The sequence below is a fragment of the Limnobacter humi genome (genome assembly GCF_024518835.1).
Taxonomy (GTDB): domain Bacteria; phylum Pseudomonadota; class Gammaproteobacteria; order Burkholderiales; family Burkholderiaceae_B; genus Limnobacter; species Limnobacter humi.
The window spans coordinates 111978-126170 of record NZ_JANIGO010000005.1 but is presented as its reverse complement, the minus strand read 5'-3'; the positions used below and the strand labels follow the sequence as shown (position 1 = coordinate 126170).

Annotated in this window: 14 protein-coding genes; 2 read left to right on the top strand and 12 right to left on the bottom strand. The window is 57.0% G+C overall.

The window, feature by feature from the left end; translation table 11 throughout:
- Positions 1–27 precede the first annotated feature (27 nt).
- Complete coding sequence (locus NQT62_RS13865; RefSeq protein ID WP_256765330.1) at positions 28–1431, bottom strand: hypothetical protein; 1404 nt, start codon at positions 1429–1431, stop codon at positions 28–30.
- A gap of 132 nt (positions 1432–1563) precedes the next feature.
- Between NQT62_RS13865 and NQT62_RS13860 the strand changes: the two genes are divergently transcribed.
- Together NQT62_RS13860 and NQT62_RS13855 are read left to right on the top strand one after the other, a co-directional pair.
- The gene (locus NQT62_RS13860) at positions 1564–1911 is read left to right on the top strand and encodes a flagellar transcriptional regulator FlhD (RefSeq protein WP_256765329.1); all 348 of its coding nucleotides are present in this window, start codon (positions 1564–1566) and stop codon (positions 1909–1911) included.
- A gap of 2 nt (positions 1912–1913) precedes the next feature.
- Positions 1914–2495, top strand: a complete 582-nt coding sequence (locus NQT62_RS13855; protein WP_256765328.1) for a FlhC family transcriptional regulator — start codon at positions 1914–1916, stop codon at positions 2493–2495.
- Here NQT62_RS13855 and NQT62_RS13850 read toward each other — a convergent pair.
- The 11 genes from NQT62_RS13850 to fliT all read right to left on the bottom strand — a co-directional run bounded on the left by NQT62_RS13850 (position 2465) and on the right by fliT (position 14188).
- A complete protein-coding gene (locus tag NQT62_RS13850) occupies positions 2465–2869 on the bottom strand; it encodes a hypothetical protein (RefSeq protein WP_256765327.1) in 405 nt (134 codons plus the stop codon). The genes NQT62_RS13855 and NQT62_RS13850 overlap by 31 nt on opposite strands.
- 102 nt (positions 2870–2971) lie before the next feature.
- On the bottom strand, positions 2972–3688 hold the full coding sequence (locus NQT62_RS13845; RefSeq protein WP_256765326.1) for a sigma-70 family RNA polymerase sigma factor: 717 nt from the start codon (positions 3686–3688) through the stop codon (positions 2972–2974).
- Positions 3666–4880 (bottom strand): flagellar biosynthesis GTPase FlhF, encoded by a 1215-nt coding sequence (gene flhF, locus NQT62_RS13840; RefSeq protein WP_256765325.1) that lies wholly within the window; start codon positions 4878–4880, stop codon positions 3666–3668. Before flhF ends, NQT62_RS13845 begins: the two co-directional genes overlap by 23 nt.
- A gap of 27 nt (positions 4881–4907) precedes the next feature.
- Positions 4908–7001 (bottom strand): flagellar biosynthesis protein FlhA, encoded by a 2094-nt coding sequence (gene flhA / locus NQT62_RS13835; protein ID WP_256765324.1) that lies wholly within the window; start codon positions 6999–7001, stop codon positions 4908–4910.
- Positions 6998–7489, bottom strand: coding sequence for a flagellar export protein FliJ (locus tag NQT62_RS13830; RefSeq protein WP_256765323.1), 492 nt, complete (start codon positions 7487–7489; stop codon positions 6998–7000). Before NQT62_RS13830 ends, flhA begins: the two co-directional genes overlap by 4 nt.
- Positions 7490–7566: 77 nt before the next feature.
- A complete protein-coding gene (gene fliI / locus NQT62_RS13825) occupies positions 7567–8985 on the bottom strand; it encodes a flagellar protein export ATPase FliI (protein WP_256765322.1) in 1419 nt (472 codons plus the stop codon).
- A complete protein-coding gene (locus NQT62_RS13820; RefSeq protein ID WP_256765321.1) occupies positions 8969–9685 on the bottom strand; it encodes a FliH/SctL family protein in 717 nt (238 codons plus the stop codon). The genes fliI and NQT62_RS13820 overlap by 17 nt, the downstream gene beginning before the upstream one ends.
- A complete protein-coding gene (gene fliG / locus NQT62_RS13815) occupies positions 9672–10766 on the bottom strand; it encodes a flagellar motor switch protein FliG (protein WP_256765320.1) in 1095 nt (364 codons plus the stop codon). Before fliG ends, NQT62_RS13820 begins: the two co-directional genes overlap by 14 nt.
- 8 nt (positions 10767–10774) lie before the next feature.
- Positions 10775–12517 (bottom strand): flagellar basal-body MS-ring/collar protein FliF, encoded by a 1743-nt coding sequence (fliF, locus tag NQT62_RS13810; protein ID WP_256765319.1) that lies wholly within the window; start codon positions 12515–12517, stop codon positions 10775–10777.
- Between the two features lie 79 nt (positions 12518–12596).
- The gene (locus NQT62_RS13805) at positions 12597–13835 is read right to left on the bottom strand and encodes a hypothetical protein (protein ID WP_256765318.1); all 1239 of its coding nucleotides are present in this window, start codon (positions 13833–13835) and stop codon (positions 12597–12599) included.
- A gap of 5 nt (positions 13836–13840) precedes the next feature.
- The gene (fliT, locus tag NQT62_RS13800) at positions 13841–14188 is read right to left on the bottom strand and encodes a flagellar protein FliT (RefSeq protein WP_256765317.1); all 348 of its coding nucleotides are present in this window, start codon (positions 14186–14188) and stop codon (positions 13841–13843) included.
- Positions 14189–14193 lie beyond the last annotated feature (5 nt).

The window sequence follows — 14193 nt, the reverse complement described above, 5'->3', positions numbered from 1 at the left end:
ACAGGCGACAGGCAATTGCGCTGGCTCCTACGGGGTTTTCAGCAGTTTTCGAACACCGCCTTGTGCATCGACGCGAACACCATCCAGCCCTTCAAAATTCACCCGGGGTGTGATGGACACATTGGGTGCCAAAGCAAACTCTTTGAGGTACAGCGATTGCTCCGCATCGTTCAACCAGCGTTTCAAATCATTGGCCCACAACCCGGCCAATGTGGTACCCCGCTGGCCACTGGCTGAATCCATGGCGGCCAGTTGCCGTTGAAGCAGACTGGCGTTGCGGGTGGTTTTGCTGTCATAAGGGCCTTTCAGTTCGCGGGCGGTAAACAGCCCGGTCTCCATGGCTTGTGCCAGTTGCTTCTTGCCAAATTTGTCAAACGGAATGGTGAGTTGATTGGTGATGTCGATGGAACGGCCCAGGTGAATCAGGCCGGTGTTGAAGTCCAGCTGCGGGTTCAGGCTGATTCGGGTGTCCCACACCACGGGTGCGGCATTGATTTCACCAGTCAAGGTGTGCTGCAACCGCAGGCCTTTCTGGATCAGCAGGTTGTAGGCAGACTGAACATTGAACTCATGGCTTTTGGCGGTTGCAAAACCACCGCATGACTGCATGGCCGATTGCAACAGGAATTGCAGGGAGGGACTGTGACCCACAAAAAGACTGGTGTCGGTTTTGGTTTTGTCCAGTAACACATCGCCCCATTTCAATGCACCGGTTTCTGCGCTCAACACCCACTGGATTTGATCGGTGTCATCGCTTTCGGCAATCACGCGCATGTCCAGGTCTTTCACGTTGTGGGTATCGCTGCTGATTTGGTCTGCATGCACGTGAAGCTCGGAGTTCAGGGCATCACGGGTGTCCCATTTGAGTTTCAGGCTCACCTGACGAGCCAGAAGGTCATCCGGCTGCTCGGTGACAGCAGCCAGCTTGATGAGCTGTGCAGCCATGTCGAGCTCAATTTGGCGGCTGCCCACTTGAAGCTTGAGTGCCGGTGCCAGCGCGAAGGTGCTCATCCATGGGGAGGGTTGCAGGCTGACATCCACCGAGTTGGCTTTGCGCAAGGTGGTCACGGTCAACAGGGGATCGGTGTCGTCAGAATCGGCGGGGAACCATTGAAAATTGCCGTGCTCGTAAAAAAACGGCACCTGACCCATGGTGTATTTGACCACGCCAACATCCAGCACTTCTGCATTGCAGCGGTTCAGCACCGACACCCGGAACTGTCCGGTGGACACTGGAAAGGAATCGCCCTGCTCGAGGTCACCCAAGCCCAGGCGCAAGTGGCCCAACTCGAGACCCGATTCACCAGCCCAGGATTGAATGGTGTGTTGAAACTGACGGGCCTGGTAATAGATGAAGCCGGTGGCACCGCCACCCAGCAGCAGAAGCAGGAGGAGAAATCCTCCAATAAATGCGGTTTTCTTTTTCATCATGGCGTCCCATCGAGCAATACACTGAATGAAACGCCGCGAAGCTTGACTGAAGTTTGCAGACCCAGTGAGGCGATTGTACGGCGAAGTTGAAATGAAACACAAGCACCCCCAAGGCTGCTGTTCGGAGGAACCATGAGTGCATTGAGCGTGGGCAAAGGAAGCGCAGAACGCATGTTGAATGAGCTGCGGGAATTGAACCTGAATTTCCTGATGCTGGCCCAGCGCATGCTGAACGACAACAAGGTGACTGCCAAAGCGCAATTGGGCCTGCCCGATGGTGTGGCCGACACCCTGATGGACATGAGCACCACGGACCTGATGCGCCTGGCCTCCACATCGCTGTCGCTGTGCACCTTGCGGTTTGACCATGAAAAACTGTGGGCACTGGCCAATGACCAGTCCACCGACCCTCGACTCACGGCCCTGCATGCAAGCATTCTCGGATTTCGTCACCCGGTTGAGCACAAGTTGGCGGGCTGACCATGGGCACTGCGTTGAAGAAAAGCGTACTGGACGATGCGCAGGCCGTTCAAAAGGCTGCCCAGCTGATTGCGCTGGGTGCGCGCTTGCAGGTGATTCAGTCAGAGTTTCCCCAGTTGTCGCGTGACCGCTGCCTGTCGATTTACAAGGAAGTAAAAGGTGAAGCGCCCCAGAAGGGGCCATTGCCGTTTTCCACCGAGTGGTTTTTATTCCGTGCGCCCAATGCCCATGCCAGTTTGTTCATGAGCATCTACAACACGGTGGAATGCGACAACCCGCAGCTTGGAAAAACCGATGTATTGATTGCGGCATACACCTTGTACCTGCAAACGGTGCAGGCCATCGACAACCCACCCATTTTAAGCATGACCCGCGCCTGGAGCTTGTTTCGCCATGTGGCCAGCGGTGTGCTACGAACCATCACCTGCCATCAATGCCAGGGCAATTTCGTGGTGGATCCGTATGATGTGGCGGGGCAGTTTCAGTGTGCGCTGTGCGACATCCAGAGCCGGCCTGGCCCCAAGATTTGCTTTGACAACAAACACTACCAGCGCTATTTGACTGAAGAAGAAAGTGAAGTTTGAGCCTGCACATACAGTGGGCGACATTGCGCATTGGCCGGCAATGTTTGGGGTGGTTCGGAAAACACCTTGACCAGTTTCTCACCCGGTTGAATGATGGCCCACGCCACAGGCTTGCAATCGGCGGGCGGTGTTAAGCGTGCATCCACCCAACCGTCTTTGTAACCCTGCTGATAATCACCCTGCCCCAACACGGATTTCAATGCACTGCGTGACTTTCTCAACTCGGCCAAGAGCATGAGCACCGTGGCTGGGTTGATCAGCGAACCCCGTGCATAGTCACCCGTGATCAGTGCATCACGTGCTTGCGCCTCCAGCGACTCATAAAATCCGTCGTGAATGTCTCGGGGATTGGGGGCTGAATTGGTTTGGCTCATGATGACAAGTACCCGCACACAGGGAAAACATGTCACCACTGTAGACCAGCACCCCGACACACAAAGGGCTGAACAAAGCGGGTTTACCGGGGCTTTTTTGAATCAGCCCGCCAGGCGCTGGGCTGCCATGCCTTTCAGGATGGTTAAGGCCTGGTTGTGCATTTGGTAGGCGCGGGATTCATTGACGCCCATGAGGCTGCCAATTTCCTTGAATGTCATTTCCTGTTCAAAATACAGGCGCAACACCAATTGCTCACGGTCTGACAAACCGTCAATCAGGTTGAGCAATTCTTCACGGCTTTCACGTTGGGCCAGCGTGTCTTCCAGCGTGTCTTGCTGCTCGGTCAACCGGTCCATCACCTGCTGCACGCCCTGGGTGTCGTCGGCCATGTCTTCCAACGACACCCATTGGGTTTGTTCAAAATCACTGAGCCAGCTTCGGTACTCCACCAGCGGCAAATTCAGTGCTGCGGCACACTCCATTTCAGAGGGCTCCCGGCCCAGTTGGTGGGCCAGCTGCTGGCGCTGGCGCTCCACCTGCTTGCGCATTTGCCGCACCGCGCGGGGCAAATGGTCTTTTTCACGCAGGTCGTCCATGATGGCGCCGCGTATCCGGAAATGTGCATACGCCTCAAAGGACGATTCGCCATGGGTGTAGCGCTGCAGGGCATCCATCAGGCCGATCATGCCCACTTGTACCAAGTCGTCCAATTCCACATTGGCGGTCAGTTTGCTGCGGATCTGGGCAGCAATGCGCTGCACCTCGGGCATGTGCCGCTCCAGCAGCGCGGCTTTTTCAAGTGCGTCGAATGTCATCATTCACCACCTGATTGGCCACGCCATAACGCAGCCACTGAACTTCCTCTTCCGTGCGGGCATAGGCTTGTTCGTATTGGCGACGCATGGCCCGTTGCACCAGAAAGTGCGCATCGGCCAGGTAGAGGTCTTCGGGAACCCGCTGACCAGTCGACATGTACATCAAATTAAGATTTTCGCGCAGCGCCAGGTCGATGCTGCCTGCAATGTAAGAGCACTCATCGAGCTTGGTGAGCACAGCCCCGTAAAAACCGTTACCGCGGAAGCGGTCTGCCACTTCACTCAAAGCCCGGGGCTGGGACGACACATTCATCACCAGCAGCTTTTGAATATCGTGACGGTCCAGCAGGCCGATCTGCTCGGTGATTTGCACATCGCGGGGGGACAAGCCCATGGTGTCGATCAACACCAAGTGTTTTTTCGACAGGGTTTTGAGGTGCGATTCCAACTCGCCAGCATTGAGTGCCACGTGCACGGGCACGCCAATGACTTTGGCGTAAGTCCGCAACTGGTCAATCGCGCAAATGCGGTAGGTGTCGGTGGTGATCAGGGCAACGGAGGCGCGGTCTTTCAGGGCCAGGCAACGCGCAGCAATTTTGGCAATGGTGGTTGTTTTTCCGCTGCCGGTGGGGCCAACCACAGCGTACACACCGCCTTTCTGAATCATCTCGATGTCAGGCTGAAGCGCGGTGAGTTTGCTAGCGATGGCTTCAATCACCCAGGCGCTGGCTTTGACATGGTCCAGTCCCTCCGGAATGCCATCGACCAGCGTGCGGGCCACCAGTGGCGAGAACCCCAGGTCTTGAAGGTCTTGCCAGATTTTGCCGCGCAAGGGGTCGCCAGTGGCCCAGTTCTGCCAACTGATCTGACTGAATTGCTGTTGCACCAAGTTCTTGAGCTGGGCCACTTCCCGAGCCAGTGCCTCGGTCATGTCGGGTTGTGCAGCCTCGCGATTGTCCAGCTCAACACCCTGGGGGCGAGGTTCCTTGTGCGCAGGATCGGACGGACGCTTTCGCGTGGTGAGCTTGGCCTTGGGTACACTGCCATCCGGGCTGAGGTCCAGCGAGGCCACCGCCTGGGCGCTGGCGAAAATCACTTCGACGCCGTTGTCCACCTGCTTGGTCGACACGATCACCACGTCATCACCAAATTCATCGGTGATCAATTTCAAGGCTTCCGCTGAGGTTGCTGCCAATCGTTTCTGCAACACATTCGCACCCAATTATTTAATGACAGACAACACGGAGACTTTTTTGTACTCCGGCACTTCGCTATGACTCAAAATCGTCAGGCCTGGCGCAGCTTTGCGCAGCAGCTGTGCAAGCGCTGGGCGCAAGAAATCCTGCACCAGCAACACGGGGCTTTGGCCCATGGCGAGCAGGCGCTGCGCCTCATGCGTGAGCTTGTTGCTCATGGTGTTGGCCAGGTTGGGCTCAATCGCCACGTCGGCCGGTGCCTGCCCTTGGTTGGACTGGATAATCATGTTTTCCAGCTTGGGGTCGAATACCAACACTTGCAAATCCCGGTCGGGAGCAGCCAAGCCTTGAACAATCGAACTGGATAGGGCAATGCGAACCAAGCCGGTGAGTTCAACTGGATTTTGGGTTTTGGGTGCGTGTTCCAGCAGCGTTTCCAAAATGGTTCGCATGTCGCGAATGCTGACCCTGTCATCCAAGAGGTTGTGCAGCACTTTTTGGAATGCCGACAGGGACAACATTTTTGGAATCAACTCGTCAGCCACCTTGGGATACAACTTGCCAAAGTGTTCCAGCAGTTGCTGGCATTCCACGCGGCCGATCAGTTTGGACGCGTGGTTGGACAACAGGTGCGACACATGAGTTGCAATCACGGTGGCTGCGTCCACCACGGTGTAGCCACCGGCCTGGGCGCGCTCGGTCATGTCCTGCTCAATCCAGTAGGCTGGCATGCCAAACGTGGGGTCAACAGTTTGAGGGCCAGGCAAGCGCAGCACCACCTCGCCTGGATCAATCGCCAACCACGCACCCGGCTCAACATCGGCCTGCGCCATGTTGACGCCTTTGATCAGCAGGCGGTAACTGTTGGGTGGCAAATCCAGGTTGTCTCGCACATGGATGGGGGGTGGCAGAAAGCCCATTTCCTGGGTGAATTTTTTCCGGATGGCCTTGATGCGTTTGAGCAGATCGCTGTCAGGCCCTTTGTCCACCAGGGGAATCAGGCGATAGCCAATTTCAAGGGCCAGGGGTTCAACGGGTTTGATGTCATCCCAACTGGCATCGGCCACCTCTTTCATGGCGCGGCTCACGGCCTGCTCGGTGTTGTCTTCCACTGGGGCCATGGACCGCTTTTGCAGCCAGTAAGCCAGCCCGGCCATGCCGGCACCGAACATCAGGAATGGCAGGTTGGGCATGCCGGGAATGAAACCCAGCAACAACAACACGCCTGCACACATGGCAAACACCTGGGGGGACTGCGCCAGTTGCGAGGCCACCTGGGTGCCGATGTCCTGCCCTTGGCCCACGCGCGCCACCACCAAACCGGCAGCCACGGAAATCAATAGCGCAGGCACTTGGGCCACCAGGCCATCGCCAATGGCGAGCAATACATATTTTTGCCCGGCGCTGGCAAAGCCAAGGTCGTACTGCAACATGCCAACAGCCAGTCCGCCCACAATGTTGATGATGAGAATGAACACACCCGCCACGGCATCACCACGAACAAATTTCGACGCACCATCCATGGAGCCGTAAAACTCCGACTCTTGTGCGGTTTCCTGTCGACGCTTCTTGGCCTCGGCCTCGGTAATCAACCCAGCATTCAAATCGGCATCAATGGCCATTTGCTTACCGGGCATGGCGTCCAGGGTGAAACGGGCAGACACTTCTGCAATGCGTCCAGCGCCTTTGGTGATCACCACAAAGTTAATCACCATCAAGATGACAAACACGATAATGCCGACCGCCAAATTGCCACCAATCAAGAAGTGGCCAAAAGCCTCAATCACTTTGCCGGCTGAATCAGTGCCCTCATGACCATGCAAAAGCACCACGCGGGTGGAGGCCACATTCAGGCTTAGGCGCAGCAACGTGGTGATCAGCAACACCGTTGGGAAAGACGAAAAATCCAGCGGTTTTTTGGTGTACAGGGCTGCCACCAACACCACCATGGACAGCGCAATGTTGAAGGTGAACAGCACATCCAGCGCCATGGCTGGCAATGGCAACACCATCATGGCCAACACCAGCAAAATGAACACTGGCGCAGCAAGGGCACGGGCCTTGTTCAGGTCTACCGCATTTTTCAGGACATCATTCAGGGTGGCTTGGGGCACGCTCATGCCAGCCTCCCTTCTGCAGACTTCAGCAGCAGGGTGCGGGCATACCGACCATTGGCCAGCTCATCCAGTTCTTTTTGCTCACGGCGAAGCTGTTTTTCTTCCAGAACAGCCTCGCGCCTTGCCAGCAATTGCTCCAGCGTTTTCTGCTTGAGCTTCAGGTGTTTCAAATTTTCAGCCGCTTGCCGCAGGTAGGCCTTGTTGGTTTCATTTTGCCGAACCTGCGCAGCCAAGGCCGACATGAGCTTTCCGGCAAACTGATTGTGCGCCTTCAATTCGGTGCCACTGATGGTGTGCGGGGTGAGTTCATCAACCGCTGTGCATTGCCCCATGAATGCCAATTTTTCTGAATACTGGCGAACGTAATCGGTCAGCATGTGGATGCTGTGCTGACCTTTCTCGATGCTGGACTGGATCAAGGCCATGTGCGATTCCATCTCGCTGACTTCGAGACTGATGCGGTCCTTCAACAGTTCAATGGCTTTGCTCATGATTCCCCCACGATGAATTCAGTGTACGGGGGAGCCTTCTTGGCATGCGGGAAGAAATCTGGCGAAAAGCGCCTGTTTCACTGCGCTGTGGCGTCCGGGTTGAACACCCGGGCCAGTGCATCCAGGCTGTCGAGCATGTTGCAGCTTTCCTGAATGCCTTGCTGCAAAAACCCGCGCATGGCAGGCTGCAGGTCGATGGCCTTGTCGATCATGGGGTCGGCACCGCGCTGATAGGCCCCAATCGAAATCAGGTCCTGGTTGGCGGTGTACTTGGAATACAGCGCTTTGAAATAGCGCGCAGTGTCCATGTGCACGGTCTCTGTGACGTTGTGCATCACACGGGAAATGGATTGCTCAATGTCCAGTGCCGGGTAGTGACCCTGCTCGGCCAGCTTTCGGGACAACACAAAATGGCCATCCAGAATGGCCCGGGCCGCATCGGCAATGGGGTCTTGCTGGTCATCCCCCTCGGACAGCACCGTGTAAAACGCTGTGATAGACCCACCCGACGTGGAGGAATTTCCGGCCCGCTCCACCAGGGCGGGCAGTTTGGCAAATACGCTAGGGGGATAGCCTTTGGTGGCCGGTGCCTCACCAATGGCCAGCGCGATTTCCCGCTGCGCTTGAGCATAGCGGGTCAACGAGTCCATGATCAGCAGCACATCATGCCCCTGGTCTCGAAAGTGCTCTGCCAGGGTGCTGGCATAGGCGGCACCCTGAAGGCGCAGCAGGGCTGAACTGTCCGCTGGTGCTGCCACCACCACCGACCGTTTCAAACCATCCTCACCCAGAATGTCTTCAATGAACTCCTTGACTTCACGACCCCGTTCACCAATCAGGCCCACCACAATCCGGCTTGCGGAGGTGAAGCGGGCCATCATGCCCAGCAGCACCGACTTACCCACACCAGAGCCTGCAAACAGGCCCAGGCGTTGGCCCTTGCCCACCGTCAACAATGCGTTGATGGCGCGCACACCCACATCAATCGGTTGACGAACTGGCACCCGCTCAATGGGGTTGACCGCACGTGCAGCCAGTGGCGAGCTGTGTGAAAACCGGATGGGCCCGAGGCCATCCAAAGGGCGTGCGTTGGCATCCAGCACACGACCCAGCAACCCGTCACCCACCGGCAGGTGTTTGCTGTGTTGCTGCTCTGGCAAATAGGCGGGCAACCGCTGGTGGAGCCTGGGCAATGGCCACTGTGCCGGCTGCGGCGTGATGCGCAAACCCGGTCGAAGCCCGGCCGTTTCGCCATGGGGCATCAGGTAGGTGTAGCCATCCGAGAAGCCGACCACTTCGGCCTCCAGCATTTGCAGTCCCGCATGGATGTGACACAAGGTGCCCACCGCCAACTCCAGGCCGGCAGCCTGAACCACCAAGCCTTGGACACGCATCAAACGACCGGACACCACCGCTTGATCGGTGCGAACCACCTGCGCAGTGCAATCATCCAGCCAGTTGAGCAAGGCCGATGGTGGCTCAACCGGGCTGTGCATGGTGCAAGTGTTCCGGTTGGTCTGACAGGGCCGAGAACACATTGCGCCAGCGGGTCTCCAGCGAATAATCCATTTGCCCTGCGGTGTGATACACCATGAAACCGCCTTCGGCCAACCGCGGGTCCTCTTTGAAATTGACCGCCACCGACTGCTGAACCTGCGTGGACAACGGGCCCAGCGCTTGCAAGTGGTATTGCATGTTGGCAATGGTGGCCGGTGCAGCAGCCACGGTGATATACACCACATCCGCCGAGATGGACTGGATGGCGGCTTTCAGCAGCGCGGCAATCGATTCGGGACAACGAACGGTGTGGTCCTGCACGACTTGACGGGCCGATACCACCACCAGGTCCAGCATCCGTTCGGCCAGCCGGTTTTGAATGGCACTTAATTCGGCTTGCAGTTGTACACACACTTGCGCCAAGCGCGCTGCTTCCTCATTGGCCAGCTTCAAGCCGTCGTTGTACCCTTCACGGTGGCCATCCTCGTAACCCTGCTCGCGGCTTTGGTGAACCACCTGCTCAACATCGTGCTCTTTTTGTCGCAGGGCTTGTGCCTTGCGAATGATGTCCTCTTCACGCTGCTTGATCAGTGCCTTGTGGGCCAACAAATCGCCAATGGGGTTGTTGGAGTCGGGCGCCAGGGCTTTCCAGGGTGTGGCCGTTTCCACACCTTTCACAATCCGCTTAGACAAAAGCATCCTCTCCCGATCCACCCAACACAATTTGCCCTTCGTCGGCCAACCGGCGAACCACCCGCAGAATTTCCTTTTGTGCAGCATCCACATCCGAGATGCGCACCGGCCCCTTGTTCAGCAGTTCGTCGCGAACCGCTTCCGAGGCGCGCTGGCTCATGTTCTGGAAAATGCGTTCCTTGAGGTTTTCTGGTGCGCCTTTCAATGCAATCACCAAAATGGCGTTGTCGATTTCGCGCAGGGTTTGTTGCAAGCTGCGGCTGTCCAGGTCCATCAGGTTGTCAAACACAAACATCTCGTCCTGAATTTTCTGGGCCAATTGATCGTCGTATTCCCGGATGCTTTCCAGCACCGCCTGTTCATTGGCTGTGCCCACATAGTTGAGGATTTCCGCCGCTGTTTTGGTGCCACCCAAGGTGCTTTTCTTGACCTTCTCACCGCCAGCCAGGGCTTTGGACAACACCTCGTTCAACTCGCGCAGCGCATTGGGTTGTACGCCATCCAACGTGGAAATGCGGATGGTCACATCCTTGCGCACTTTGTCTGGAAACTCGTTGAGAATGGCTGCGGCATGATCTCGTTCCAAGTGAACCAGAATGGTGGCGATGATCTGCGGGTGTTCGTTTTTAATCAGCTCGGCCACGCTGGATGCATCCACCCACTTCAGGCTTTCAATGCCCGAGGTGTCGCCCGACTGAAGAATGCGATCAGCCAGGAAACCGGCCCGCTCTTCGCCCAGCGCTTTGTTCAGCATGGACCGGATGTATTGATCCGACGAGGTGCCGATGGCGCTTTGGTCCAAGGTGATTTCTAAAAACTCTCGGGTCACGGAATCCACACGGTCTTGCTTTACATCGCGCAAGTTGGTCATGCGGGTGAGCAACCGGTTTACATCGCGCGGACCGAAAAACTTGAGCACCTCGGCTGCATCGTCCGCACCAAGGCTCAGCATGAAAATCGCCGCTTTGTCCAAACCGTCTTCACGGCGGGCTGGTGCAGCTGGTGTTGCGACGGGCGCAGACGCTGAGCCTGCAGCGTTCTTTCCATCCACGGGTGTTTCAGCATTCACAGGGGCTTGGCTGGCCATAGTCGTTCTCAATCACCAATCCAGGACTTAACGATGTTGGCTGCCAATTCAGGGTTTTGGCGAACCACGCGCTGTACTTCTTCCACTTGCCGGTTGTCGGAGCTTGAAATCAAAATCGGTGGTTGATCTGTTTTCCGCTGCAGCACCACAGGCTCGGGCCACAGTGCGGGATCCTCCTCCATCAACGGGTCTTGCTGGACTTGCAGCGGGGCAGGCTTGTCGCCATCCCGTGATTTCAACATGGGCCGCAACAAGCCAAAAATCAATCCCAAGGCCACCGCAGACAATGCCAAAGGCACTGCAGCATTCTTGACCAACGATTGCCACGGCAATGGCTCGGTCACGGCTTCCAAACTCTCGGGTTTGCCCACGAAACTTTGGTTGAGTACCGACAAGGTGTCACCTCGGTTGGCATCAATGCCCAAGGCATCCGAGACCATTTTTTGGATGGATGCCATTTCGGCTGGCGTAAATGGAACCTCACGGGTTTCTCCCCGACTGTTGGTCACGCTTTTGTAGTTCAACAAAACCGCTGCGTTGATTTGCGCCACATCCACCTGGTTGGATTTGGTCCGCACAATCTCCCGATCCACCTCATAATTGACCAGCGATTCCCGACTTTGAACACCACCGTTGCTGTTTGAATTGTTGGCGCCATTGCCAGCGTTGGGTGCTGCACCAATTCGTGCCACGGTTTCGCCTGGGGAATTGGAAATCATGCCAGGCACGCCCTGTGGATTCAGCCCGGCACCCTCGGCATTCAAGGATTGCTGCTGGCTTCGGATGCTGGCATTGCCACTCTCATTGTTGGGCTTGTAACTTTCTTCGGACCGCTCCACTTCCTTGAAATTGACCTTGGCGGTGACACTGGCGCGCACATTGCCATCACCCACAATCGGCACCAGCAAATCCATGATGCGCTTGTTGTAGGTGTCTTCCATTTTCTGGACCTTGGCCATCTGGTCTGCTGTCAGCGAAGCCGGGTCATTCGGACTGGAGTTGGCTGTCAGCAAAGCGCCTGTTTGGTCCACAATGCTGACATCACGGGGGCTGAGTTGGGGCACGCTGCTGGCCACCAAATGGACAATGCCGTCGACCTGTTCCCGGCTGAGGTATTTTCCGCGATTCAGGTTGACCACGATGGACGCTGTCGGCTTTTGTTGATCACGCAGAAACACACTGTTTTTTGGCAACGCCAAATGAACCCGCGCAGAATGCACGGCATCCAGCGACTGAATAGACCGGATCAGTTCACCCTCCAGGCCCCGCTGAAAATTCACCTGCTCCTGAAATTGGGTCACGCCCATTTTCTGGTTTTCAAACAACTCAAAACCCACCACGCTGCCTTTTGGCAAACCTTGGCTGGCCAATTGCAACCGGGTTTCGTACACCTTGTCGGCGGGTACCAAAATGGCACCCCCGTTGTCGCTGTATTGGTAAGGCACACCCATTTGCTTCAGGGAGTTGATGATGGCGCCGCCGTCTGTTTCATTGACGCTGGTGAACAGCACTTTGTAGTCCGGACGGGTGGACCACAACGTGGCGGCCACCAGCAAACCGAGCAACATCGGCAGTGCAATCAACAAGGTCAGGCGCTTTTGGGGGCTCAGCCCGCGAAGTCCTTTGAAGAGGCGATCCGGATTCCATGCCGCCCCGGCCGTCCCGGCTTGCGCCAGCGGGCCTGGAACAGGCGACAGGGCCTGCGTGGCCACAGCATTGCCTGCATTGGGTACGGTTTGCAGTTCCGACATGACAACTCACAAAAATTTCGGGATTTGAAACTATTGTGTGGATTGCCCTGCGGAACGGGGAAGAAGAAAGAGGGGGTTTTTAGGCGTTTTCATCCGGAAAGGTTTGCACGTGAACCCGGGCGCCGCTCAATGCACGGCTCAATTGGTGGGCAGCGCTCTCGGGCGGCTGCTTGCCCTCTTCAAAAGTCACCGTTAGATCAGTGCTGTGCCGGGCGATCACACCCTGCGCGTGGACTCGCCCCAAGGTGGGCAGTTGCATGCGGATGTCAAACTCAAACCGATTGTAGGGTGTGGGCTGCGCAGCCTGTTCGGCAGACGACTCATCGGTTGGATCGTCGCTGTCTTGCCGGCTGGCCGCGATGGTCAGGTGGATGGGTTCGCCCGTTAGCCCGGGCATCACCAGGCTCAAGCGGGGCGTGTGCAGCAAATTCAATTGCAGGTTGGTTAACCAAGCCGACTTGTTCTGTTCGGGGTTGAACGAGGCCTCCGTTCCCGCCAAGGCCTGGGCCTGCCCCCAATCCGACTGTGGCTCTTCGCCCAGCTCGGTCAAGGTCCACTTGCCTTCTCGCCACAGTCGCACATGCGACTCGTAAAACAACCCGCTGCGCTGTATGGCCAACTGCAGTTGACGGGCCAGCTGGGTCGCGTTGTCGCGCAGGTCATCCGCGCCGCCGTCGATCAAACCCAGGGCTTCGGTCAAGGGGTGCATGCGCTCGGGGGGCCGTTGTTCCCCATCGGCTGGTTCACCCAACAACACGCGGCTGAGCAAGCCCAATTGCGTGGCCATCAACACCAATCGAACCCCCTCGCGTGGACCCATGGCCTGAACCAACTTGCCCAGCAGTTGCCCGCTCTCACTCACATCGGTTTGGACATCCTCGCTGTGCAGGGCCCGAAATGCGGGAAAGGACAGGTCATCGGGTTCTAGGTCACTTGCACCAGACTGCAACAGCGCCTGCCGGCTAAGCACGCCCACAAAGTCAGATGACTCGGTTAACTCACCGGGCAAGTCTCCAGCGCCCCGGAGGATGGAATCTCGCGCGGTGATGTTGACCACCAGGGTGGCACCAATGGCCGGTGGCTTGGCCCCCACGGGCAGCAGCAAACGGACCACCAAATTCCCAACCTTCAACTTGGCCAGCCCTTGGGGGTCGTACCCCATGAACTGGCCACTCAGGGCCCTGCCCTGCAAGCGCTGGTTTTGATAATCCTCGCCCACCTGCGCAGCCATGGCACCCTGCACCGCGGAAATGGAATGGGACAACAAGGCCTGGGTTTTTTGTTGCAACTGTGGACTGGGCAGCCCTTCCAGCTTCATGGTGCTTATTCCCCGTAGCCCTTCTCAAGGCGGTCTGCATTGTTTTGCAACACCAGCGCTCGTTCCAGTTCATCGGTTCGCAACTTGACCAACTGGTGGGTCTGATCGTTGTCATTCATGATTTGGCGCAAATACACGGTGCGAAGCAGGATCTCCGATTCCGTCAGCGTTTGGGGATCTTCCGGGTAATTGTTCAGCGACTGGACCAGTTGACTGAATTGCTGCTCCTGAAGGGCGAATTCATCCCACTGGGATTGCTGTGCTGACCGCAACAGACGCGCGGCCTGCTCGGCAATTTGTGCATACAGGGCAATGACGGGATGGGCATCGGGCTCGGGTCGAAACTGGTTCATGGTCC

Coding starts and splice junctions, on each gene's coding strand:
- NQT62_RS13865 (WP_256765330.1), bottom strand. CDS start 1,431: ATGATGAAAAAGAAAACCGCATTTATTGGAGGATTTCTCCTCCTGCTT.
- NQT62_RS13860 (WP_256765329.1), top strand. CDS start 1,564: ATGAGTGCATTGAGCGTGGGCAAAGGAAGCGCAGAACGCATGTTGAAT.
- NQT62_RS13855 (WP_256765328.1), top strand. CDS start 1,914: ATGGGCACTGCGTTGAAGAAAAGCGTACTGGACGATGCGCAGGCCGTT.
- NQT62_RS13850 (WP_256765327.1), bottom strand. CDS start 2,869: ATGAGCCAAACCAATTCAGCCCCCAATCCCCGAGACATTCACGACGGA.
- NQT62_RS13845 (WP_256765326.1), bottom strand. CDS start 3,688: ATGATGACATTCGACGCACTTGAAAAAGCCGCGCTGCTGGAGCGGCAC.
- flhA (WP_256765324.1), bottom strand. CDS start 7,001: ATGAGCGTGCCCCAAGCCACCCTGAATGATGTCCTGAAAAATGCGGTA.
- NQT62_RS13830 (WP_256765323.1), bottom strand. CDS start 7,489: ATGAGCAAAGCCATTGAACTGTTGAAGGACCGCATCAGTCTCGAAGTC.
- fliI (WP_256765322.1), bottom strand. CDS start 8,985: ATGCACAGCCCGGTTGAGCCACCATCGGCCTTGCTCAACTGGCTGGAT.
- NQT62_RS13820 (WP_256765321.1), bottom strand. CDS start 9,685: ATGCTTTTGTCTAAGCGGATTGTGAAAGGTGTGGAAACGGCCACACCC.
- fliG (WP_256765320.1), bottom strand. CDS start 10,766: ATGGCCAGCCAAGCCCCTGTGAATGCTGAAACACCCGTGGATGGAAAG.
- fliF (WP_256765319.1), bottom strand. CDS start 12,517: ATGTCGGAACTGCAAACCGTACCCAATGCAGGCAATGCTGTGGCCACG.
- NQT62_RS13805 (WP_256765318.1), bottom strand. CDS start 13,835: ATGAAGCTGGAAGGGCTGCCCAGTCCACAGTTGCAACAAAAAACCCAG.
- fliT (WP_256765317.1), bottom strand. CDS start 14,188: ATGAACCAGTTTCGACCCGAGCCCGATGCCCATCCCGTCATTGCCCTG.